Here is a 21,672-nt window from a genome sequence, read left to right as displayed (position 1 = left end):
ATGATCTATGTCATTTTAATTACGCGTTGAATTATACATATTGAGAGGCACCAAAAAAATCAAATCATGGCATTTAATTTCAATCAATACGCAAGCGAAGGAAATCACTTTCTTAAGACTTATGCGTCGGAAATGGATATGGGGGAAAACCGTGAAAAAGCCGGCAGGATACTGGTGGCCATACTTCATGCCTTAAGAGATGTGATCAGTACAGAGGAGTCTCTGCAATTCATCGCACAACTGCCTATGTTCCTAAAGGCCTCCTATGTAAACGGATGGTCTTTAAAAAAGAAAAAAAAGATCAAGCGCAAAGCGGACTTTGTGGAAAGGGTCAAGAAATACGATGGCCCGGCCGCTGTTAACGATTTTGAATACAGCGATGAGTTGGTGGAGAACTATGTATCCGCTACTTTCATTTTCCTACAGAAATACGTCTCAGCAGGAGAATTCTCCGATATAAGGGACGGACTTCCCAAGGACCTGAAACCACTTATTTTTTCAAACATTGTCACTTAATCTTCATCCTTTTAAATAACAGATCATGAAACTAAAACTCACGATTACACTATTTTTTATTGCATTTTCGCTTGTTACCCATTCGCAGACCGTGAAAAACATTGATCAGGTGGCGCCCTTTAGCGAGGATCTTGCCGCTATCAGAAAAGGCGATCAGTGGGGATTTATCAATAAAGAAGGTACATTGGTGATCGATTTCCGCGACGATTTGGTATGGGATAAAAACGTTGATGATTCAAAATTCGGGCAGCTCAGCAGGCCTCATCCCCTATTCGAAAACGGTATGTGCCTGATCTACTCAACCGGAGAAGAAGGTATTCCCATGTATGGATTTATTGATACCACTGGAAAAATTGCCATCGAACCGGAATATCTGAACATTACTTCTTTTGACAACGGCCTTGCCCTTGGCATCCTTTGTACTAAAACCTTTAAAGGGCAGAATGAATTCAAGCTGAATATTTTTGAATACAAGTTCAGTGAGGTGCTGATCGATACCAAAGGCGAGATCATGGAGTTTATCGGTAGAAGAGACAATATTCTTATGACACCACGCAGATACGAACAACCCAATCTCCGTTCTAAAATGCTTTCCGGCGATCTGTTGGCCGTCTGGAGTAAAGAAAAGAAATGGGAGGTCCGAAAACTGGAGTTATAGTAATACGACTTCCATACCGTGTTTGAGTATTGTATCCTCATGAATTGTGCCTACGCTTCCTTTTGCTGATTAAGGAGTAAGAGGAGCACGCTGAATATGATCACATTCTTTACGATATACTGACCTAGCAAGGTAAGTCCGAAGGGTACTTCTGAAAAAACCAGTTCCGGACTGAACAGCATTGGCGTAAACGTCAGTAGAATATGACCTACGGCGATTTGAAGTGCCCGCCTTCTGAACCAACCCGTAATCAGCAATAAGCCAATGGTCACTTCGAGTAATGCGAGCAATAAAAGGGAAAAACCTTCAGACAGGAAACCCAGAGTGAGGTAAGTAAGTGTCTCTTTGGCCAGGCTTTCCGCAGGACTGACCCCCGGAAAAAATTTTAAAGCGCCAAACCACAGATATACAATACCAACAGCTATTGCGCTGGCATTTCTACTCTTAAGGCTCCTGGTTAGTCTGGCGGTTAGTTCTTTCATAACAAAGTCTGGGCCTAAGCTAAACACAGCTCAGAACTTAAAAGATGACATTTGTCATATTTTATTTTTCGCGTTTTGTTATTTAGCCTTTACCGGGATCGGCTTATACCTCCTTAGCCATTCCATAATTTCTTTTTAACTTCATGCTTGTCATCTCCGATGCAAACGATTAGTCCAGGGATTTTAGTTGCAAAAATATGATCTCCATCATAGGCTTTACCGCTGTTTGGAAATACTTTCGTTTCTCAGGTACAACTTTAAACAGGATGTCATCTTTTAAGAGAATTGCAGGACCCATCGTCCTGATTTTATTTGTTTTAACCGCAACTTGCTGTAATTCGGAAGAAGAGAAGATCTTTCCGGTTGAAAGATCCATTACAGAATCCGTTTATTCTTCTGTCACCGTACAACCAGACAGCCTGTATCAGGCGCATGCTGCGGTGGCAGGCATACTTGAGCAGAATTTACTCGAAGAAGGGGATTCGGTGGCAAAAGGGACCCCAATCCTGCAAATCATTAACAGTGCCCCTGAGTTAAACTCCAGGAATGCGAGGTTAAACCTGGAACTTGCAATGGAGAACTTCAGCGGGAACAACGCGGTACTTACCTCTTTGAGGGATGAGATACTTGCGGCGGAACTGCAGTTTAAGAATGATTCCATAAATTATTTCAGGCAAAAGAACCTATGGGAGCAGCAGATAGGATCTAAATTGGAATACGATAATCGTAAACTGGCCTTTGAACTTTCTGCCAGCAGGCTTTCTGTTCTCAAAAGCAGTTACGAGAGGACAAGGCACGAACTTGAAACCAAGGTTAGACAGGCAGAGAACAACTACCAGACCTCCCTGATCTCAACGGAAGATTTTACAGTTAGTAGTAAAATAAACGGTACCGTTTATGCGCTGTACAAAAATCCAGGCGAACTGGTCAGCACATTGGAACCGGTGGCCGCCGTAGGCAGTTCGGATAAATTCGTGATTGAAATGCTCGTAGATGAGGTGGATATCGTAAAACTGCAGCTGGGGGATCAGGCATTGATCACTCTGGACGCCTATGAAAATACGGTTTTTGAAGCCGTTGTAAGCAAGATTTATCCCCGGAAGGACGAGCGTTCTCAGACCTTTAAGGTAGAGGCTGTTTTCAAAAAGCCACCGGAAGTCTTATATCCCGGCCTTGCCGGTGAGGGGAATATCGTGGTTGCCAGAAAAGAGAAGGCCCTGATCATACCCAAGGCCTATCTTACGGCTAATGGTCAGGTTCGCACAGAGGAAGGTCTGAAGGACATTAGAACGGGTCTCCAAAGCCTGGACAGCATCGAAATCGTTTCAGGCATAGATGCCGGTACATCCATCCTAAAACCGGAAGAATGATCAACTGGAAGGTAATATTTGGCATTGCGAAAACCCATCTTCTGACCAAGATGAAATCTACAGTGACCGCCTCCCTGGGAGTGACCTTTGGAATTGGTGCCTATATTACCCTGGTAAGCTTTATGACTGGTCTTAACGGGATGTTAGACGATCTGATACTCAATCAGACACCTCACGTACATTTGTACAATGAGATTGAACCTTCTGAGGAACAACCCATAGAAAAATTTACCCCGTTTGAAGATGCCTGGAATATTGTGCATTCCGTAAAACCCAAACAGAGTCAACGTAAGATCCACAATGCCGTACCCATTCTGAACTATCTCCGGGAGGATGAAAAAGTAAAAGGAGCGGCTCCCCAATTGAACGCGCAGATCTTCTACATTTCCGGCTCTATTGAACTCGGAGGTAACCTCATCGGGGTGAATATCATGGAGGAGGTACGTTTATCTAACATACAGGACTACATTGTGGAAGGTAGTCCTCAGGCGTTAAACAATAATGAGAATGGTATTCTTCTCGGCGCCGGGCTCGCCAAAAAAATGTCGCTTAGTCCTGGAGATCGCGTGCAGATCAGTACGGTTCAGGGAGATATCTTTCCGCTTAAAATCGTTGGTATATACCAAAGCGGGCTCGCCGATGTAGACAATGCGCGCAGTTTCGCTAATCTAAAGACGGTACAGCGCATATTAGGAGAGGCTGAAAATTATATTACAGACATCAATGTAAAGCTGCACAACCTTTCCGAAGCTATCCTTATGGCCAGGCAGTTGGAAAAGCAATTTCAGATCAAAGCCCGGGACATTAAAGAAGCCAATGCGCAGTTTGAGACCGGAAGCAACATCCGAAATCTGATCACTTATGCCGTTTCGGTGACCCTTCTTATTGTGGCCGGATTCGGAATTTATAACATCCTCAATATGCTCATCTACGAAAAAATGAAGGATATCGCCATTTTAAAGGCTACCGGTTTTTCCGGTTTTGATGTACAGATGATCTTTATGAGTCAGGCGATTATTATTGGGGTGATTGGCGGTCTATTGGGTCTTATTATAGGCTTTGGACTTTCCAGCCTTATAGATGGCATTGCCTTTGAGACAGAAGCCTTGCCTACCATCACCACTTATCCGATCAACTACAATCCGGGCTATTACGTGATTGGTATCACCTTTGCACTGATTTCCACTTTTATAGCGGGATATCTGCCTTCAAAAAAAGCCAAACGCATTGATCCGGTCCGTATCATAAGAGGAACATAAGGCTGGGGTATGAATACTGTTCTGGAGGCCAAAAATATCAACAAACACTTTAGGAAACCGGTAGATTTCCATGTACTTAAGGACATTTCTTTTAATGTCAAAAAGGGAGAATTCGCTTCCATTATGGGAAAATCAGGCTGCGGTAAGTCTACCCTTTTATACATCCTTTCCACCATGGATACGGACTACGAGGGTAATCTCTACCTCAACGAAGAGCTTGTAACCGGAAAAGACCATAAGGAACTCTCCAGGATCCGGAATGAACACATCGGATTCGTTTTTCAGTTCCATTATTTATTATCCGAATTCAGTGTCATTGAAAACGTGATGCTTCCTGCCAAAAAATTAGGACTTAAAAGTGAGGAAGAGATTATCCACGACGCCCAACAAAAACTGGATATGCTGAATATAGGGAATCTGGCCAAAAAAAGGGCTTCAAGGATCTCCGGCGGGGAAAAGCAAAGGGTGGCCATTGCCCGTGCACTTATCAATAATCCCTCTATTTTAATGGGCGATGAACCTACGGGTAACCTGGACAGCTACAATGCGGAAAACGTATTCCAGATCTTTAAGAAACTAAAGGAAGAAGAAGGACTTTCATTACTGGTAGTTACGCACGATATAGACTTTGCAAAAAGAACAGATCGGATCATTGTAATGGAAGACGGCAGGATATTGCCGGATTAATCGCTCATGACGACTTTCTGCAGTTAAAGCTGAGTAACGGAATGCGAATTTTTGATTCCATTTTTTTTACGGTGTCCCCCTCAAATAGCTTTTTGAACAATCCTTTCTCGCTGCGTTCCAGCATGGCAAGTATATCTGCATTACTGCTTTCCATAAACGATTTCAAACCAAGTGGCACAGAGGTAGCCACAGGAAGCTGAAAACTAATCTTAGGATAGTTCACTTCCTGCCTGAGCAGCTCTTCAAACCACTGCATCTGATCCTTTCCTGAGTACTCATCCTCAACAGGAACATGAACAACGGTAATATCCGCTTCAAAGACTTCTGCTATCCCAACCAGTTTCTTTAGCACAAAAATATCTTCCATTTCAAAGTCTGAGGCGTAGACAATATGTTGAAGGCTGGAAAAACTATGGTCGGGTGGTACAATCAACAGCGGAACCATGCTCTTGCTCAAAAGTTGATTGGCTATGTTTCCTGAAAAAAAGCCACGGAGGGTATGCTTTTCCTTCATCCCAACCACAATAAGATCCGCCATAACCTCTTCTGATTTGGCTAAAATGGCCTCGGAAACCGAATAGTGATCCACCGCATCGAGATGCATTTCAACTCCTTCGCGGTTTTCAGGCAGACCCAGATGTTCCTCGCAGTAGTGCTTAAGTACCCCCAGTTGTTCTTTACGGAAGCTTTTTAGCAACTGATCGCGATCCTTGATCACTTCATGCTGGATAGGCGGAAGTTCAAAAACATGCAACACGCTAAGCGTACTTTTTAAAGCCTTACTCAAAGAAAAGGCGTATTGGAGCACGGCGGTGGTATATGTATTACAATCTGTAGCAACAAGTACATGCTTCATTTCAGTTCTCTAAAAGATTCGTTCCAACGAAACTATTTCGTTTTTAAATCAAAAAAAATGACACCGCTCAGCTTCAATAAGAAGATCCATGATTATTGTCATTCCCATTTGGAAGATTGAGGCTTAAATTTACTTTCAGTATTAAAAATTACAATTATGACCCCTACAAAACCCGGAATAGATTGGGCAGAACGCTACGTCTTACTTGAGCATTGGAAATCTGACCTTGATTTCTATACAGACGACCTGCGCTTTCTACATCATCTTATAGACAAGTATTTTATCTGGATCACCAAAAGAGAGAATCTGGATATGGTAAAGGAACTCAGAATTCAAATTGCCCAGCTTAAGGAAAAATGCAATGAACTGCTGGAAGCTGTAAAATCGGAAATGCATCATATCGCATCAATGATGGAGACCCCTGAAGACAAAAAGCCGGAGCTGAGCCGCGAAGAGTGTGAAGAACTGGAAAAGGAATTCACCGGATTTGTAAAATCCTTTAGGGCAAACCGGAAGGAGGTCTTCAAAATAACGGAATACATCATGGACAGTGAAGAGCTTCCCAGTCTACTCAAATCTTGATCAATCCCATGAAAGCAAGTCTAGAAATACAGAATTTGAAGTGCGGAGGCTGTGCTGAAAGCATTCGGCGTAAGTTGGCCAAAATAGGAAGCCTGGAAAACCTGGTCATTGACGAAACCCGGTCTTTGGTATCCTTTGATTATGCTGAGGATAGCGGTTTATCCTGTGCGAAAGAGGCTCTCTCAAGTCTGGGGTACCCGACGGTAGATGATCAGAACAGCTTTGGGCAGAAAGCCCGCTCCTATCTGAGCTGTGCCACCGGGAGGTTTTTAAAGTAGCCCTTATTCAATTCGGTAGTCGCTGATAGTACAATTAAAGTATTCGAAATCTCCTTCTGGCAAATTCCAAATTGCCCGCATCCTTGTAGGCACGTAATAGCCCTGGATAAGTTTGTATTCTTCGGCAAGTCCTGTAAAATCGGTCAGGGTTTTTTCCCTATACCTTTGTGTCCGGAATCGCTCCAACAAGCCATCGTCATCAAATTGGAATACCCCTTCAACAGCGGTATTTTTATAGGTCATTTTAGCCTTCAGCTGACGCGCATCCATCACTTCCCAGCTAATCTCCTTGTTTAAAAATCCCACCGGATAGAAAAGGTATTCGCCCAGACATCGGGCCAGGGCACTTTGGTCTGTCTCAGGATCAGAAGAAATCGCCAGGTTCTTCAGCCCCATAAAACTGACTTTTACCTCTCCTTTACCTTCAATACTTTTATCCCGGATAAATATGGGAAATGCCTGGGCACTCCACAGGAATCCTGCGGGTTCTGCCGTCATATATTGCGTTGCGTTAAAGTGGGTCCATCTTTGATTCGGTTTTGATCTTATGCGCCCGATCTGCTTGAAAACGATATGACAATCCCTGCATTTACCGAGCACTCCAACCTTTTTAAGGTATTCCTGCATCAGATGGGGAAGGTGGTCCAGATCTTTGATGGTAATTTTCATTTCCTTCTTTCCCTGGCTGTTGAGAAAGGCTTCTTTTTCCTTTTCAACGGTATGGTTGAAACGCCAATACCCATAAAAGGAGGTAAGTATCAATATGAGAACAAGTCCTATTAACAGCCAGATCATTTTGCGCATCTTTTATATCGAGTTAGTATTCCTCCATATAGTGTTGTTCAGAGGCTTTTTTTTGAAGTTCCATAAAAGTACTCCTGTAACCAATCTCGAAAAGTTCGTCTATGTGATTAGAGTTGAATATGCGGTAGTCTCCCAACTCCGGCGGATTAATCACCATGTCACACAGTCTGAATTTCAGACGTGAAGACTGGTGCATCCTCAATTGGAAAGCGCGGTTTACCACGTCATAAGAGTGTTTAAAGTCTGCTATCTGCATTGGCTTAACAGGGCTCACATAGATTCCGTATATCTTATTGCAATAGCTCACCGGCTGAATTGGAAAATTATCCAGAATGCCGCCGTCTGCATATAGGTCTCCCGCGATATTGACCGGAGTAAAGATGCCCGGGAAAGCCGCGGAGGCCAGAATGGTACGAATTAATTCTCCATCCCTGAATACTTTTGCTCTACCTGATAATAGGTCCGTAGCTGTAACGAAGAGTTTTTTTGAAAGCGAATCGAAAGAATTGTCCGGAAAATAATCGTGTAAAAAGCCTTCAAAAGAAGAGGAGTCTACAAATCCAGGTTGCTTGCGCGCGTAGCGAGAGAATCCAAAAAGCTTGATGCTCTTAAATGCGGCCAACATCTCTTCCGGGTTGTAATTGGCTGCATATAAAGCTCCTACCAGTGCTCCGGCACTGGTTCCTGAAATTACATTGGGGACAATCCCGAACTCCTCAAGGGCCTTAATCGCCCCTATATGAGCAACTCCCCTGTATCCGCCTCCGGAGAGCACAAGTCCAATTGTTGAATTCATAATCGGATAATTTTAAGAAGGTAAAACAGTGTTCAAGGCCTGTAGACCGTTATCAAAACCCTGGAAATCCAGGTTAAGCGTCAAATAAGGTAAAGGGTAATAGGTGCCCCTAACTCGAGTGAGAATACCGACCGATAAAGAAGTTAATTCTCAAAAAAGACCGGTGTATCTCAGTTCGCAACGCAGCGTGTTAAAACTAGTCCATCGGTGTAAAAATTGAAATGATAATTATCACGTCGTCAGGTATAAACGAGCCCTCTTTGAATTGGCTTTAAGGATGATTGGAAGCCGGCATTGTCTGGCGAAGAATTAAATCCATCTAAAGTTTTTTAGTGAAAAGCATGTTCTTATATTTGCAAACCCAATTTGCACTCTTAAAGTATACCCGGGTGCTGGAACTGGTAGACAGGCATGGTTGAGGGCCATGTGTCCATTAGGGCGTGTGGGTTCGATTCCCATCCCGGGTACAATGTGGTTTAGGTCCGTATGCTGACCTCACGTCAGCATTCGATTCCCATCCCGGGTACAATGTGGTTTGGGTCCGTATGCTGACTTCGCGTCAGTATTCGATTCCCATGCCGGGTACAATGTGGTTTGGATCCCTATGCTGACCTCGCGTCAGTATTCGATTCCCATCCCGGGTACAAAGCCTCTTATTTTGGACAAATAAGGGGTTTTTTTAGTCCTGAAATTCTACATTTACACTTTTCAAATGCCAATGGGAAAAAGGGTTATAGTCATAGGTGGCGGTATCGTAGGGCTAAGTTGCGCCTATTACCTTCAAAAACAAGGCCATCAGCCTATTGTTATTGACAAATCGGAAATGAATGCCGGGGCCTCTTACGTCAATGCGGGTTACCTGACCCCCAGCCATATTATTCCTTTGGCTTCTCCCGGAATGATGGCCAAGGGCATCAAATGGATGTTCAACAGCAGTAGTCCCTTTTATATGAAACCTCGTCTGGATATGGACTTTATCCGCTGGGCATGGTATTTTAATACTTCCTCCACCAGGGCCCATGTAGAAAAAGCCATCCCACTGATAAAAGACATTAACCTATTGAGCAAAGAACTGTATACCGAGATGCACGACTCTGGGGAAATGGGCGATTTTCACCTGGAAAAACGCGGACTGCTAATGCTTTTTAAAACCCCTGGAGAAGGAAACCACGAGCGGGAGGTAATGAACCGCGCCATCGATCAGGGTCTTGAGGCCCGTGAGCTTACGGCGGATGAACTCGGAAAACTGCAGCCGGGTCTAAGCCCGGAAATCCGGGGCGCCATCCACTACGAATGCGACGCCCACAGCTCTCCTGATGAGATCATGGAAAGACTAAAGGCATACCTGCTTAAAGCAGGTGTTCTATTCCACAAGGGAGAAGCAGTTGAACGTTTCATAACAGATGGTGAGGTAGTTAAGGCAGCGGTTACCGAAAAAGGAAGTTATGAGGCAGACGAGATCGTTCTGGCATCGGGATCCTGGAGTCAGCAACTGGCCAAAAAATTAAACATAAAACTGGAAGTGCAGCCTGGCAAAGGTTACCGCATCAATGTGAGCAGGCCCACTCCAGTCACCATTCCGGCAATCCTTATGGAAGCCAAAGTAGCGGTTACACCCATGCGTGGGTTCACTCGTTTTGCAGGCACGATGGAACTCTCGGGTATCAATCACAAAATTCGCCCGGAAAGGGTGAGAGCAATCGCCAAGGCAGCTTCCGATTATTATGTAGATTTTGAAGTAAAACCTGAAGAAATGGACCAGGCGCAATGTGGCCTGAGACCGGTATCGCCTGATGGTTTGCCATATATCGGGAGGACCTCAAAGTACCGCAACCTGGCCATCGCCACAGGCCATGCGATGATGGGCTGGAGCCTTGGTCCGGCCACAGGCAAACTGATCGCCGAACTCATCGATGGTCAGAAAACCTCAATGGCTTTGGATGGTTTTCACCCGGAACGTCGATTCTAGCATCGCTAAAGTCGCCTTACCTTAATTTTGCGGAACCATACCCCGGCCCCATGGTCCTGTAGTGCAAAATGGCCGTCATTGGTTTTGCCGTATGCAGGGTAGTCTTTCCATTTACCGGCTTCACGTCGCTCATCCCAATCCGCTGAATTCTTATCGAACTCCACGATCTTTTCCCCATTGAGCCAATGTTCCACCTTGCCTCGGTCAAAAATGATTCTGCTGGAGTTCCACTCCCCTACTGCTTTGAGTTTTTTCTTAGCATTGGCCGTATGCATGGCATAATTTGCTCCGGTCTTTTGCCAGTCTTCAATAGGTTCCGGAAACCCTACATCGTCCAGGATCTGGTACTCCGGACCAGTGGAAGCAGCAGAACCATAAAGAGTATCTTCAACCACGTGATAGAAGATACCGCTGTTTCCGGCCTCGCTGATCTTCCATTCCAGGCTCAATTCAAAATTGTCATAAGTTTCTTTGCTTATGATATCCCCACCCTCTGCTTCGGCGTCGCCAAAGCAGGTGATCAGGCTGTCTTTAACAACCCATTTCTCAGGAAGCGAATCCATATTATATCCCCGCCATTGAGAAGCATCCATCAGTGATATCCACTGCGGTTCTTTTTCTTCGGGATCGGGGGATACTTTGTCCTTTTGTTGTTCTTTGCATCCCAAAAGGATCAGGGCCAGGCCAAAAAAGATCAATTTTCCATTCATAATGATGGTTGTTAGAGCAGCTTGATGTTAACAGGGTCCCATTTAATCGCTTTGTCCTGATAGTAGCTATCATTACAGCCTAAAGCCGGGGCTGCAGCCCTGTAACCAGACATGACGTCCTCCACGGCAAATACGGTTTCTTCCTGAGGTAGCATCTGCTTTCGTCTAAGGCTGATATGATTTTTTGTATCCGTTGCCTGAAGCATGGCGGGCATACCTGCCATAGCCAGTGATCCGGCTCCAGGCCTTTTTAGGAATTGTTTCCTAGTTTGCCCTGTTTTTTTAGTCATTTTTGTTATTGGATAATCGCCTAAAGATATCCATTTTAGCAGATTTAACCTCCACATTTTCAAAAAACAAAGCAGGGATGGAGCCTTGGCCAAAAAAGGATTAAAAAAATTTTAACGTGTGGTTGATACAATCCAAATATAAAAGTTGTAGATTTGTTTAATCTTTATGATCAAAAGATGAACAATGTAAAGAAACATTTCAGTATTAGAGACCTGGAAAATCTTTCAGGCATTAAAGCGCATACTATAAGGATCTGGGAAAAACGTTACGATCTTCTGGCTCCTGAACGTACCACCACCAATATCAGGACCTATAGCCTTGCGAGCCTGCAGAAGTTGTTAAACATAACACTGCTCTACAACCACGGACATAAGATATCTAAGATCGCAAAAATACCGGAAGGAGAGATCCCGCTCGCGGTCAGGGAAATCGTTGCTCAGAATAGCATAAAGAACCACGCGATCAACGCTTTTAAGCTGGCGATGATCAATTTTGATCAATCCCTCTTTCAACAGACCTACAACAGCTTGCTGGAAGATCGTTCATTCCGTGAGATCTTCTGGGAGTTTTTCATGCCACTTTTACAGGAATTGGGATTGTTATGGCAGACGGATACCATAAGTCCTGCGCATGAGCACTTCATCACCAACCTTATCAAACAAAAAATATACAGCAGTACTGAAAAACTGCAAGCCATAGAACCTACTAAAAAAGACAAGGTATTTGTACTATTTCTGCCAGAGAATGAGATCCACGAGATCGGGTTGCTTTTCGCCAATTACGAGATCCTAATCCGTGGATACAAGACTATTTATCTCGGGCAGACTATGCCTATAGAAAGCCTTGTAGATCTCCACAAATATTACGATAATCTTTATTTTTTATCCTATTTCACCGTAGTACCCACCAAGGACAGATTGGATAAATATATTGAAGATTTTACCCGAAAACTTCAGAAACAAGGAGACTCCCAGCTTTGGATCCTGGGAAGGCAGACCCAGTTCCTGGACAAGGACAAAATGCCCTCATTTATACGAACCTTTGGATCTATAGATGAATTGGGACTCGCATTGTAGGAACTTTTTTAGATAATTATGAATAAAAAAGTTGCCATTATCGGGTCCGGATTTTCCGCACTATCTGCTTCCTGTTACCTGGCTAAATACGGCTATAATGTTGAGGTTTACGAAAAAAACAGCAGTGTAGGCGGCAGGGCAGGACAATTGATCCGGGAGGGATTCACTTTTGATATTGGTCCTAGTTGGTATTGGATGCCTGATATTTTTGAGCGTTTCTTTAACGACTTCGATAAAAAGACGGAGGATTACTACATTCTTGACAAACTGGATCCGGCTTACAAAATATTCTTCGCCGACGATGAGATCACCATAGGAGAGGGCCTGGACTCCATAAGCGAGGAGTTTGAGCGTATTGAAAAAGGCAGCTCCACGCCCTTAAAGAAATTCATCAACAAGGCCCGGGAGAACTACAGGATCGCCATTGACGAAATAGTTTACCGGCCAGGTATTTCTCCATTAGAACTGGTTACCAAAGATACCGTAGTGCGGTTGGATCAGTTTTTTAAGACCATCAGCGGAGAGGTCCGAAAGGGCTTTAAAAACCCCAAATTGATTGCGACGCTGGAGTTCCCGGTACTATTCTTAGGTGCCAAACCGAGCAAAACACCGGCATTTTACAGTTTTATGAACTATGCTGATTTTGGTTTGGGTACCTGGCACCCCAGGGGCGGTATGTACCAGATCGTATTGGGAATGAAAAAACTGGCTACAGAACTGGGGGTAAAATTTCATACCAATAGCCCGGTTGAGAAAATTGTGGTGGAAGGGGGAATTACAAAAGGAATAGAGGTTGCCGGCAGTTTTATCCCGGCAGATGTTGTGCTGAGTGGTGCGGACTACCATCATACGGAAACCCTTATGGATAAGATGAACCGGCAGTATTCCGAGGAGTATTGGGAGCGGAAGACCTTTGCACCATCTTCTCTGTTGTTTTATGTCGGTTTTGATAAAAAGCTTAAAAATATTGAGCATCACAACCTCTTTTTTGACACTGACTTTCAAAAACATGCATCGGAGATCTACGATGATCCCAAATGGCCTTCAAACCCGCTTTTTTACGTCAATTTCCCTTCGGTTACAGACCCCGCAATGGCTCCCGAAGGCTGTGAAACCGGCTTCTTCCTGGTTCCTCTTGCCCCCGGGCTGGAAGACAGCCAGGAGCTGCGTCAGCAATATTTTGAACTTATTTTGAATCGGTTCCAGGATCGTACCGGGCAAAACGTTAAAAATAACATTATCTTTAGGGAGTCCTTTTGCGTGAACGATTTTGTAGAGCAGTATAATTCTTACAAGGGAAATGCCTATGGTATGGCAAATACGTTGTCTCAAACAGCATTTCTCCGGCCCGGTTTACGCAGCAAAAAAGTAAAAAATCTGTATTTTACAGGACAGTTAACCGTGCCCGGGCCTGGTGTACCCCCTTCATTGATTTCCGGTAAATTGGTATCGGATCTGATGATGAAAACCAAATGATAGCTAATTAGAGGATGAAGACTGTTTTTGACAAAGTATCTTATAATTGCAGTAAGCTGGTGACAGAGTCTTACAGCACATCTTTTGCACTTGCGACAAGGATGCTTGACACTTCCATACGAAGAGACATTTATAACATCTATGGGTTCGTAAGATTTGCTGATGAGATCGTAGATACTTTCCACGATTATGACAAGGTCCTGCTTTTCCAAAATTTTGAGGCAGACCTGGAGGATGCTTTGGCACAGAAGATCAGTCTAAACCCAATCCTGAATTCTTTCCAGGACACCTATCACAAGTATGAAATTCCGCATGAACTTGTTGAGGCTTTTCTAAAGAGTATGCGAATGGATCTCAACAAGACGGAATACCGTACGGTAGAGGAATTCAAGGCCTATATTTACGGATCAGCAGATGTGGTAGGCCTGATGTGCCTGAGAGTATTTGTACAGGGTGACAATGAATTATACGAATCCCTGAAGGATTCTGCCATGGCTTTGGGTTCCGGATTCCAAAAAGTCAATTTTCTAAGAGACCTGAAAGCAGATTTTGAAGACCTGAACCGTTCCTATTTCCCGAATACCAACCTGAAAGAACTGGACGAGGCTTCAAAAGCTTCCATAGTCCGTGAAATAGAGGCCGATTTTAAAAAGGGTTACGAGGGTATCGTAAAACTACCAAATGAGGCCCGTTTCGGGGTGTATACCGCCTATAAGTATTACTATAAGCTGTTGCAGAAGTTAAGAAAGACCCCTTCGGCAGAAATCAAGAATACCCGTATTCGCGTCCCGAACTATCAAAAATTCGGGCTATTGGCAAGATCATATGTAAATTACAAACTGAATTTGGTATAATATGAATACAGCGCTTTGGATATTGATCTTTCTGGCCACCTTTTGCTGGATGGAATTTATGGCATGGTTCACTCATAAGTATATCATGCACGGATTTCTTTGGAGTCTTCACCAGGATCATCACAAAAAAGATCACGATTCCTGGTTTGAACGAAATGACGCCTTTTTTATATTCTATGCAGTTGTCAGTATGACCTGCTTCTACTTTGCGGCCAATACAGCATTCTGGTATGGCTGGCCTCTGGGCTTTGGGATCCTTGCCTACGGGATCGCCTATTTCCTGGTGCACGACATATTTATACATCAGAGATTTAAGCTTTTCCGCAATGCGAATAACTGGTACGCCCGGGGCGTGCGCAGAGCGCATAAGATCCACCACAAGCATTTGGGTAAAGAGGACGGCGAATGTTTCGGGATGCTTATCGTACCTTTTAAGTACTTCCGGAATACCTCCTATTCCCCTAAAAGTTCATCAAAGAGAGCATAGACCTTAGAATTGTCCCAATCGGCAATACCGTCTTTAGACACTACCACATAACCATCCTTATCAATAATATAAGACCTTGGTGGCTCTTCAGTGACTACAGGAGCCCTTTCTCCTATGATCAGGTAAGTTACGGGAAAGGTAAAACCGTTTTTGGCCAGGAACTCTTCAACCGGCGGGCGCTCTTCATCCGTAATAATATAGAAATCTACTTTATCCCCATAGCGGTCATACAAAGCCTGAACACTTTTCAGTTCGGCTTCGCTCGGTAGGCGCCAGGAGGCCCAAAAATTCATAAAAACGACTTTCCCACGGGAACGCTCAAAGTTAAAAAAGTTCCATTCCGGATCCTTCAATGTCCAATTGTAGTCCGTAATCTGTTCACGCTCGGCTTGCGCTATTACTGGTGGGCTGAAGGAAAATAGCCGGTTTAAGAAAAGCTTGCCCTGATGGCCTAAGGGAGTTACGAAGAAAGAAAGAACAAAAGCAATAAGCAGGATATTGAGAAGCGTCTTTTTCTTGATGCGCATGCGAATTAGGGATTTGTTCAAAACTAAAAAACTCCCGCTGATTTCCGGGAGTTTTCTAATATTATTTGCCGCCGCTTATTGTGCAGCGCTTTCTTTCTTAATCAAATTCAAGGCGGATCCTTCACGGAACCATTCAATCTGAGAAGCGTTGTAGCTGTGATTCGCTATGATATTGACTTTGCTTCCATCCGCATGCACCACCTCAATAGTTAACGGTTTGCCCGGGGCAAAGTCAGTGATATCCACAAAATTGAAAGTATCATCTTCCCGGATCAGGTCGTAATCGCTTTCATTGGCAAATGTAAGGGCCAGCATACCCTGCTTTTTCAGGTTGGTCTCGTGGATCCTCGCGAAAGACTTAACCAGCACTGCCGCAACCCCAAGATGCCTCGGCTGCATGGCCGCATGCTCCCTGGAGGAACCCTCTCCGTAGTTGTGGTCTCCCACCACTATGGTCTTTATCCCTTCATTCTTATAAGCTCTCTGAGCGTCCGGAACGCCGCCGTACTCTCCATTAAGCTGACTCTTAACGAAATTGGTTTTCATATTGTAGGCGTTCACCGCACCGATAAGCGTATTATTCGCTATGTTATCCAGATGCCCTCTGTAACGAAGCCATGGTCCTGCCATAGAAATGTGATCCGTGGTACATTTTCCATAGGCTTTTATCAGGAGTTTCATGCCCTGCAGACTTTCCGTACTAATGGGTACAAAAGGTTCTAATAGCTGCAAGCGTTCTGAAGCCGGATCAACCTTTACTTCTACCCCGCTTCCATCCTCTTCCGGAGCGATATAACCGGCGTCCTCAACGTCAAATCCTTCCGGTGGAAGCTCGTAACCCCTGGGTTCGTCCAGCATAACCTCCTGCCCGTCTTCGTTGATCAGGGTGTCCGTAGAGGGATCAAAATCCAAACGACCTGCAATAGCTATGGCCGTAACCAGTTCCGGAGAACCTACAAAAGCCAGTGTATTGGGATTCCCGTCTGCTCTTTTGGCAAAATTCCGGTTAAAGGAATGCACGATAGTATTTCTTGGGCCGTCCGCGGCTTTATCTCCATAACGGTCCCACATCCCTATGCAAGGACCACAGGCATTGGCAAAGACTGTAGCCCCGATATTGTTGAAAGTATCTATGAAACCATCGCGTTCTATGGTGTATCGCACCTGCTCCGATCCCGGAGTGATGGTGAACTTGGATTTTGTTTTAAGATTCTTGTCTGCCACCTGTTTGGCCAGTGAGGCTGCTCTTGAAATATCCTCATAAGAGGAATTCGTACAGGAGCCAATTAAGCCGACCTCAACATTAAGAGGCCAATCATTCTCCTTAGCCGCTTCGCTCATCTTGGAAATCGGGGTAGCCAGGTCCGGAGTAAAAGGTCCGTTAAGATGTGGTTCAAGCTCGGATAAATTAATCTCGATCAACTGATCAAAATAGCTTTCAGGATCAGCATACACCTCAGGGTCAGCGGTAAGGTACTCCTTAACCTCGTTCGCGGCATCCGCGACATCTTCACGATCGGTGGCCCTCAAATAGCGGTCCATAGAATCATCATAGCCAAAGGTAGAGGTTGTGGCACCTACCTCGGCTCCCATATTACAAATGGTACCCTTACCTGTACAGGACATGGAGGTGGCTCCCTCTCCGAAATATTCGATGATGGCGCCTGTTCCTCCTTTCACGGTAAGAATATCCGCTACTTTCAATATGACATCTTTGGGTGCTGTCCATCCGGACAGTTTTCCGGTAAGTTTAACTCCGATAAGTTTAGGGAACTTTAATTCCCAGGCCATTCCAGCCATAACATCCACCGCATCAGCCCCACCAACACCTATGGCTACCATGCCCAGGCCTCCTGCATTTACGGTGTGAGAATCCGTACCTATCATCATTCCCCCGGGAAAGGCGTAATTTTCCAGAACTACCTGGTGAATGATGCCCGCACCCGGTTTCCAGAAACCAATGCCGTATTTATTCGATACAGACTCCAGAAAGTTAAATACCTCATTACTTGTTTGGTTTGCCCGCATCAAATCCGCTTCTGCTCCAACTTTTGCCTGAATAAGGTGATCGCAATGTACTGTTGTAGGTACAGCCACTTTGGGTTTTCCGGCGTGCATAAACTGCAACAAGGCCATCTGGGCCGTAGCATCCTGGCAAGCCACCCTGTCCGGTGCAAAATCAACATAATCCTTACCCCTTTCAAAGGCTTTTGAAGGCATCCCATCCCAGAGGTGGGAATACAAAATTTTCTCAGAAAGCGTAAGCGGTTTACCAACGATCTCACGTGCCTTATCCACACGTTCAGAAATCCCGGAATAAACCTTTTTGATCATGTCAATATCGAAAGCCATATACTATAAATTTTCTATTAATGCAGTTCTCCAAAAATACTAAAAAACGGAAGGTAATAAAACTTTTGAGCCTTGCAAAGCGGTAATTTTCCGGAATTGTAAAAAGGGGTAAGTCTTCCCTGAGAAGATGGTGTTTAACTAACCCAACTTTTTATCAAAATGCTATCAAAATTCAAAAAAAATTGAGCTATAAGAGCTTGCGGATCAGGTCTTCTTCGGTAATACCTTCTGCTTCTGCCTTGTAGTTCTTGATAATCCTGTGCCTGAGTATCCCCATAGCCACTGCTTTGACATCCTCGATATCCGGAGAGAATTTGCCGTGGATGGCCGCATGCGCCTTGGCCCCGAGGATCAGGTTTTGTGAGGCCCTTGGCCCTGCTCCCCAATCAAGGTACTGCTTAACCAGGTCCGGAGAACTGCTTAGGGTGGGCCTGGTCCTGTTTACAAGATTTACCGCGTATTCCACCACATTGTCCGGAACCGGGATCCTACGGATCAAATGTTGTAAGGCCAGGATCTCTTCACCTGAGAAAAGCGCTTGTACTTCAGGGAATTCATCGTTGGTGGTAGACTTTACAATCTCCATTTCTTCGGCCACCGATGGGTACTTTAGTTCAATGGCAAACATGAATCGGTCTAACTGGGCCTCAGGCAAGGGGTAAGTCCCTTCCTGTTCGATGGGATTCTGGGTGGCCAGAACAAAATACGGGAGCTCCAGCTTATACTGTTTCCCGGTAATGGTCACTGCCCTTTCCTGCATGGCTTCGAGCAAAGCCGACTGGGTTTTTGGAGGTGTACGGTTAATCTCATCCGCCAGGATAATATTAGCGAAAACCGGACCTTTGATAAACTTAAAGTTTCTGTCTTTATCCAGTACTTCGCTGCCCAAAATGTCGCTGGGCATGAGGTCCGGAGTGAATTGAATGCGCTTAAAATCCAACCCCAGTGTCTGAGCGATGGTATTGACCATAAGCGTTTTAGCCAGTCCGGGTACTCCAATAAGCAAGGAGTGACCCCCGGTATAGATAGACAAAAGGATTTGGTCTATGACCACTTCCTGGCCAACGATGATCTTGGCAATCTCCTTTTTTAATTCCTGGTGTTTTTCTACTAAACTTTGGATCGCTGCGACGTCGGACATGCACTTATTCCTTTACCCAGTTGTTTGCAAAATCGCAGCCCTTGTTATCTCCATTTACACTCACATAGGTGTCTTCAATATGCTCATCCATCCATTTTTTAATGGCCTTGAACTGCTTCTCCCTTAGTGCCAGCTCCTGGATCTTAAGATAGTCTCTGGCAAAGTCCGCTACGTGTTCATCGTATCGGTTGGTAACCTTAAGGATCTTGTATTTTGGAGGGCCTCCCCTGGGGTCTGCCTCAAGGAGGGGATACGATATTTCGTTGTCTTTCAGGTTCCGCACCTGGTTGTACAGTGTTGGGTCCATCTTGGTCAGCTCAAAACGGGAATCGAAATTGGTCGGATTCCGGAGCAGGCCACCATCGAATTTGGTCTCTTTTTCATCCGAAAAATTAAGCGCTGCCTCGGCAAAAGTGTACTTCCCTTCAATGATGTGCTTGCGAATGGAGTCCAGTTCTGTCTTGGCTTCTTCTATGGCCTTTTGAGGAACCTCAGGTTGAATAAGGATATGCCTCAGATCCCGTTCCTGTCCTCTTACTTTTTCTATATAAATAATATGATAGCCGAAAGCGGTTTCGAAAGGTTCTGAGATCTCACCCTCCCTCAGGCTAAAAGCGACATCCTTAAACTCCTTTACAAAGGGGGTCTGGCGTGTCATGCTGTAAAAACCACCTTTAGGTTTGGATCCGGGATCCTGAGAATAGAGGATGGCTTTAACGCTGAACTTAGCGTCATTATCCTCCACATCCGCCTTAATTTCGTTCAATTTGTCTATCACCCGCTGTTTCTCCACTTCCGGAATTTCCGGTTGTTTGACAATCTGGGAGATCTCCAGTTCCGCACCAAAGACCGGGCGCTCATCTTCCGGTATTCTATTAAAAAACTGTCTTACTTCTTCCGGGGTAACCTCAATATCTCCGACGATCTTCTGCTGCATTCGCTCGGAGAGCATGCGCAGCTTGTTGATGTTGTACAACTCTTCCCTGAAATCTTCTACGGTTTCTTTCTTATAGAAATCCAGGACTTTTTCCATAGATCCTACCTGCTGTACCAATTGTTGGAGTTGGCGGTCACTGGTAGCGTTAACTTCATCATCGGACACCAGAATACTGTCTTGTACCGCCTGGTGCGCATACAAACGGTCCTCCATCAGTTTTCCAAGCAGGCTGCAGTGCGTAATATCTTCGGTGGAGGCTCCCTGGTTGCGCAGGTCAATGAGGGCTTTTTCCACATCGGAATCCAGAATTACGTAATCTCCTACCACTGCTGAAATTCCGTCAAGTTTTACCTTTTTTAGGGTTTCGCTGGAATCCTTCTTAACTTCCGCGCTGGCCTCCATAGGAGCTGCCGGGGGCTCAACCTGGATATCTGCAATAGAATCGCGCACCTGTGAAAATCCGGTGACTATGGAAAGTAAAAAGGACCAAAAAAGCAGTGCTCTAGTCCTGTTCATAATAAACCTCAAATTCTTCTTCTCTCGTAGCCTCATCAATAATATCAGTTTCTAATTTTCTTATGTATTCTAACTTCCTCCTGTTCAAAAGTACTTGCCTAAGAGTGGGTTCAATGTAGGACAAAGGGGCGATGTCATTGACCCTCAGGACACCCGTTACCTTTGCCAAATATACTCCCGATGCATCCTCCAATTCAAAAAATTGTGATTTTTTTAAGTATCGGTCCTGATTCTCCAGGTTCAGTGGTGGTACTTCCTCTATCACCCTTGAAGCCCGGATCCAGAGTGAATCATTAAAATTTAACTTTTTGAATTGCACTCCGATGGAATCCAGATACATCAGATCTTCCGAATTAAAACGTTTCAGTCTTTCTATAACCTCGTCTTTGTTCAAAAACTGGTTTGGAAGTTCTACAAATCGGAGCTTAACCAGTTTTTCCTTCAGTTTAAAGTTTTCCTTTTGTTTGTCGTAGAAATCCCGCAATTGTGCAGTACTGATCGTGGTATCTTCGGACTGCTGTACCAACGCCTCCTTGTAAGCCCTGGTATAAAGATCCGTACGGTAATTAGCTACCAGACGTTCAAATTCAGCCAGCTTTTCTTCAGACAAATTGATCTTCGCTTTAGACAGTAAAAGTTGTTTAGTAGCCCAGGTATTGATGTAGTTGGATACGAATGAGGCGCTGTCTTCTTTGGAGATATTATCACGCAACAGAGCCTGCACCTCTTCCCTGTAAAGATAGGTATCTCCTACCCTGGCCAGTGGGGTGTTATCTGTGTCTTTTTTCCATATGCCTTCGCATGAGAGTGCAAAAAATAGGGCGACAACTCCAGACAAAAAAGCTGTAATTTTTATGGAATGCTTCAAAAAATGCATTGGGCAAAAATAAGCATTACAAAATCGTACACAAGGATTTGACTTAGGTATTAACACTTTGAGAATGTTGTAAAACAGCGCAAGTCTTATCATCCTTAAGGTCGCGGTAAACTTTAAGGTCGTTATTCCTTCTCGTTAACACATTCGTTAGCATAAAACTTTGGACCTACC

The 21,672-nt window shown here is 44.5% G+C and carries 23 protein-coding genes and 1 tRNA gene; 13 read left to right on the top strand and 11 right to left on the bottom strand.

Features of this window, described 5'->3' with window-relative positions:
• The first annotated feature begins 66 nt into the window (after nt 1-66).
• Together GTQ38_RS07890 and GTQ38_RS07885 are read left to right on the top strand one after the other, a co-directional pair.
• Nucleotides 67-516, top strand: a complete 450-nt coding sequence (locus tag GTQ38_RS07890; RefSeq protein ID WP_161434951.1) for a DUF2267 domain-containing protein — start codon at nt 67-69, stop codon at nt 514-516.
• 25 nt (nt 517-541) lie between these two features.
• Nucleotides 542-1,174: a WG repeat-containing protein gene (locus tag GTQ38_RS07885; protein ID WP_161434950.1), complete on the top strand. Its 633-nt coding sequence runs from the start codon at nt 542-544 to the stop codon at nt 1,172-1,174.
• A 50-nt stretch (nt 1,175-1,224) separates the two neighbouring features.
• On the opposite strand, the gene GTQ38_RS07880 is transcribed toward GTQ38_RS07885, so the two are convergent.
• Nucleotides 1,225-1,656 carry a doxx family protein gene (locus GTQ38_RS07880; RefSeq protein ID WP_161434949.1) on the bottom strand — a complete coding sequence of 144 codons (432 nt, stop codon included), beginning with the start codon at nt 1,654-1,656 and terminating at the stop codon, nt 1,225-1,227.
• Between the two features lie 197 nt (nt 1,657-1,853).
• On the opposite strand from GTQ38_RS07880, the gene GTQ38_RS07875 reads away from it, so the two are divergent.
• The 3 genes from GTQ38_RS07875 to GTQ38_RS07865 are packed head-to-tail and all read left to right on the top strand — an operon-like array spanning nt 1,854 to nt 4,972.
• A complete protein-coding gene (locus GTQ38_RS07875; protein WP_238857855.1) occupies nt 1,854-3,026 on the top strand; it encodes an efflux RND transporter periplasmic adaptor subunit in 1,173 nt (390 codons plus the stop codon).
• On the top strand, nt 3,023-4,285 hold the full coding sequence (locus GTQ38_RS07870; RefSeq protein WP_161434948.1) for an ABC transporter permease: 1,263 nt from the start codon (nt 3,023-3,025) through the stop codon (nt 4,283-4,285). Before GTQ38_RS07875 ends, GTQ38_RS07870 begins: the two co-directional genes overlap by 4 nt.
• A 9-nt stretch (nt 4,286-4,294) precedes the next feature.
• Complete coding sequence (locus GTQ38_RS07865; RefSeq protein WP_161434947.1) at nt 4,295-4,972, top strand: ABC transporter ATP-binding protein; 678 nt, start codon at nt 4,295-4,297, stop codon at nt 4,970-4,972.
• Between the two features lie 4 nt (nt 4,973-4,976).
• On the opposite strand, the gene GTQ38_RS07860 is transcribed toward GTQ38_RS07865, so the two are convergent.
• A complete protein-coding gene (locus GTQ38_RS07860) occupies nt 4,977-5,828 on the bottom strand; it encodes a universal stress protein (RefSeq protein ID WP_161434946.1) in 852 nt (283 codons plus the stop codon).
• A 156-nt stretch (nt 5,829-5,984) separates the two neighbouring features.
• On the opposite strand from GTQ38_RS07860, the gene GTQ38_RS07855 reads away from it, so the two are divergent.
• Together GTQ38_RS07855 and GTQ38_RS07850 are read left to right on the top strand one after the other, a co-directional pair.
• Nucleotides 5,985-6,410 carry a hypothetical protein gene (locus GTQ38_RS07855; RefSeq protein ID WP_161434945.1) on the top strand — a complete coding sequence of 142 codons (426 nt, stop codon included), beginning with the start codon at nt 5,985-5,987 and terminating at the stop codon, nt 6,408-6,410.
• An 8-nt stretch (nt 6,411-6,418) separates the two neighbouring features.
• Complete coding sequence (locus tag GTQ38_RS07850) at nt 6,419-6,688, top strand: heavy-metal-associated domain-containing protein (protein ID WP_161434944.1); 270 nt, start codon at nt 6,419-6,421, stop codon at nt 6,686-6,688.
• Nucleotides 6,689-6,691: 3 nt separating this feature from the next.
• Here the strand turns inward: GTQ38_RS07850 and GTQ38_RS07845 are convergent, their stop codons facing one another.
• Both GTQ38_RS07845 and GTQ38_RS07840 read right to left on the bottom strand, forming a co-directional pair.
• Nucleotides 6,692-7,492, bottom strand: a complete 801-nt coding sequence (locus GTQ38_RS07845) for a DUF6544 family protein (protein ID WP_161434943.1) — start codon at nt 7,490-7,492, stop codon at nt 6,692-6,694.
• Between the two features lie 13 nt (nt 7,493-7,505).
• On the bottom strand, nt 7,506-8,288 hold the full coding sequence (locus GTQ38_RS07840) for a patatin-like phospholipase family protein (protein WP_161434942.1): 783 nt from the start codon (nt 8,286-8,288) through the stop codon (nt 7,506-7,508).
• Between the two features lie 383 nt (nt 8,289-8,671).
• On the opposite strand from GTQ38_RS07840, the gene GTQ38_RS07835 reads away from it, so the two are divergent.
• Nucleotides 8,672-8,755, top strand: a tRNA-Leu gene (locus GTQ38_RS07835).
• 251 nt (nt 8,756-9,006) lie between these two features.
• Complete coding sequence (locus tag GTQ38_RS07830; protein WP_161434941.1) at nt 9,007-10,257, top strand: NAD(P)/FAD-dependent oxidoreductase; 1,251 nt, start codon at nt 9,007-9,009, stop codon at nt 10,255-10,257.
• Nucleotides 10,258-10,262: 5 nt separating this feature from the next.
• Here the strand turns inward: GTQ38_RS07830 and GTQ38_RS07825 are convergent, their stop codons facing one another.
• Nucleotides 10,263-10,967 carry a 3-keto-disaccharide hydrolase gene (locus tag GTQ38_RS07825; protein WP_161434940.1) on the bottom strand — a complete coding sequence of 235 codons (705 nt, stop codon included), beginning with the start codon at nt 10,965-10,967 and terminating at the stop codon, nt 10,263-10,265.
• 11 nt (nt 10,968-10,978) lie between these two features.
• Nucleotides 10,979-11,257, bottom strand: a complete 279-nt coding sequence (locus GTQ38_RS20970; RefSeq protein WP_238857854.1) for a hypothetical protein — start codon at nt 11,255-11,257, stop codon at nt 10,979-10,981.
• Nucleotides 11,258-11,434: 177 nt separating this feature from the next.
• Between GTQ38_RS20970 and GTQ38_RS07820 the strand changes: the two genes are divergently transcribed.
• Genes GTQ38_RS07820 through GTQ38_RS07805 form a run of 4 tightly spaced genes read left to right on the top strand, consistent with a single transcriptional unit; the run spans nt 11,435 to nt 15,151 of the window.
• A complete protein-coding gene (locus GTQ38_RS07820; RefSeq protein WP_161434939.1) occupies nt 11,435-12,334 on the top strand; it encodes a MerR family transcriptional regulator in 900 nt (299 codons plus the stop codon).
• Between the two features lie 18 nt (nt 12,335-12,352).
• Nucleotides 12,353-13,810 carry a phytoene desaturase family protein gene (locus tag GTQ38_RS07815; protein ID WP_161434938.1) on the top strand — a complete coding sequence of 486 codons (1,458 nt, stop codon included), beginning with the start codon at nt 12,353-12,355 and terminating at the stop codon, nt 13,808-13,810.
• Nucleotides 13,811-13,824: 14 nt separating this feature from the next.
• Nucleotides 13,825-14,664, top strand: a complete 840-nt coding sequence (locus tag GTQ38_RS07810) for a phytoene/squalene synthase family protein (RefSeq protein ID WP_161434937.1) — start codon at nt 13,825-13,827, stop codon at nt 14,662-14,664.
• A 1-nt stretch (nt 14,665) separates the two neighbouring features.
• A complete protein-coding gene (locus GTQ38_RS07805; RefSeq protein WP_161434936.1) occupies nt 14,666-15,151 on the top strand; it encodes a sterol desaturase family protein in 486 nt (161 codons plus the stop codon).
• Here the strand turns inward: GTQ38_RS07805 and GTQ38_RS07800 are convergent.
• The 5 genes from GTQ38_RS07800 to GTQ38_RS07780 all read right to left on the bottom strand — a co-directional run bounded on the left by GTQ38_RS07800 (nt 15,118) and on the right by GTQ38_RS07780 (nt 21,462).
• A complete protein-coding gene (locus GTQ38_RS07800; RefSeq protein ID WP_238857853.1) occupies nt 15,118-15,678 on the bottom strand; it encodes a TlpA family protein disulfide reductase in 561 nt (186 codons plus the stop codon). The genes GTQ38_RS07805 and GTQ38_RS07800 overlap by 34 nt on opposite strands.
• A 75-nt stretch (nt 15,679-15,753) precedes the next feature.
• Nucleotides 15,754-18,030 (bottom strand): aconitate hydratase, encoded by a 2,277-nt coding sequence (locus GTQ38_RS07795; protein ID WP_161434935.1) that lies wholly within the window; start codon nt 18,028-18,030, stop codon nt 15,754-15,756.
• 187 nt (nt 18,031-18,217) lie between these two features.
• A complete protein-coding gene (locus GTQ38_RS07790; RefSeq protein ID WP_161434934.1) occupies nt 18,218-19,171 on the bottom strand; it encodes an AAA family ATPase in 954 nt (317 codons plus the stop codon).
• A gap of 4 nt (nt 19,172-19,175) precedes the next feature.
• Nucleotides 19,176-20,624, bottom strand: coding sequence for a peptidylprolyl isomerase (locus GTQ38_RS07785; RefSeq protein WP_161434933.1), 1,449 nt, complete (start codon nt 20,622-20,624; stop codon nt 19,176-19,178).
• Nucleotides 20,611-21,462, bottom strand: a complete 852-nt coding sequence (locus tag GTQ38_RS07780; RefSeq protein ID WP_238857852.1) for a peptidyl-prolyl cis-trans isomerase — start codon at nt 21,460-21,462, stop codon at nt 20,611-20,613. Before GTQ38_RS07780 ends, GTQ38_RS07785 begins: the two co-directional genes overlap by 14 nt.
• Nucleotides 21,463-21,672 lie beyond the last annotated feature (210 nt).

This window comes from Poritiphilus flavus (assembly GCF_009901585.1).
Classification (GTDB): domain Bacteria; phylum Bacteroidota; class Bacteroidia; order Flavobacteriales; family Flavobacteriaceae; genus Poritiphilus; species Poritiphilus flavus.
Note: the sequence above shows the minus strand (reverse complement) of the source record. Positions and strands in the feature narration are given on the sequence as shown.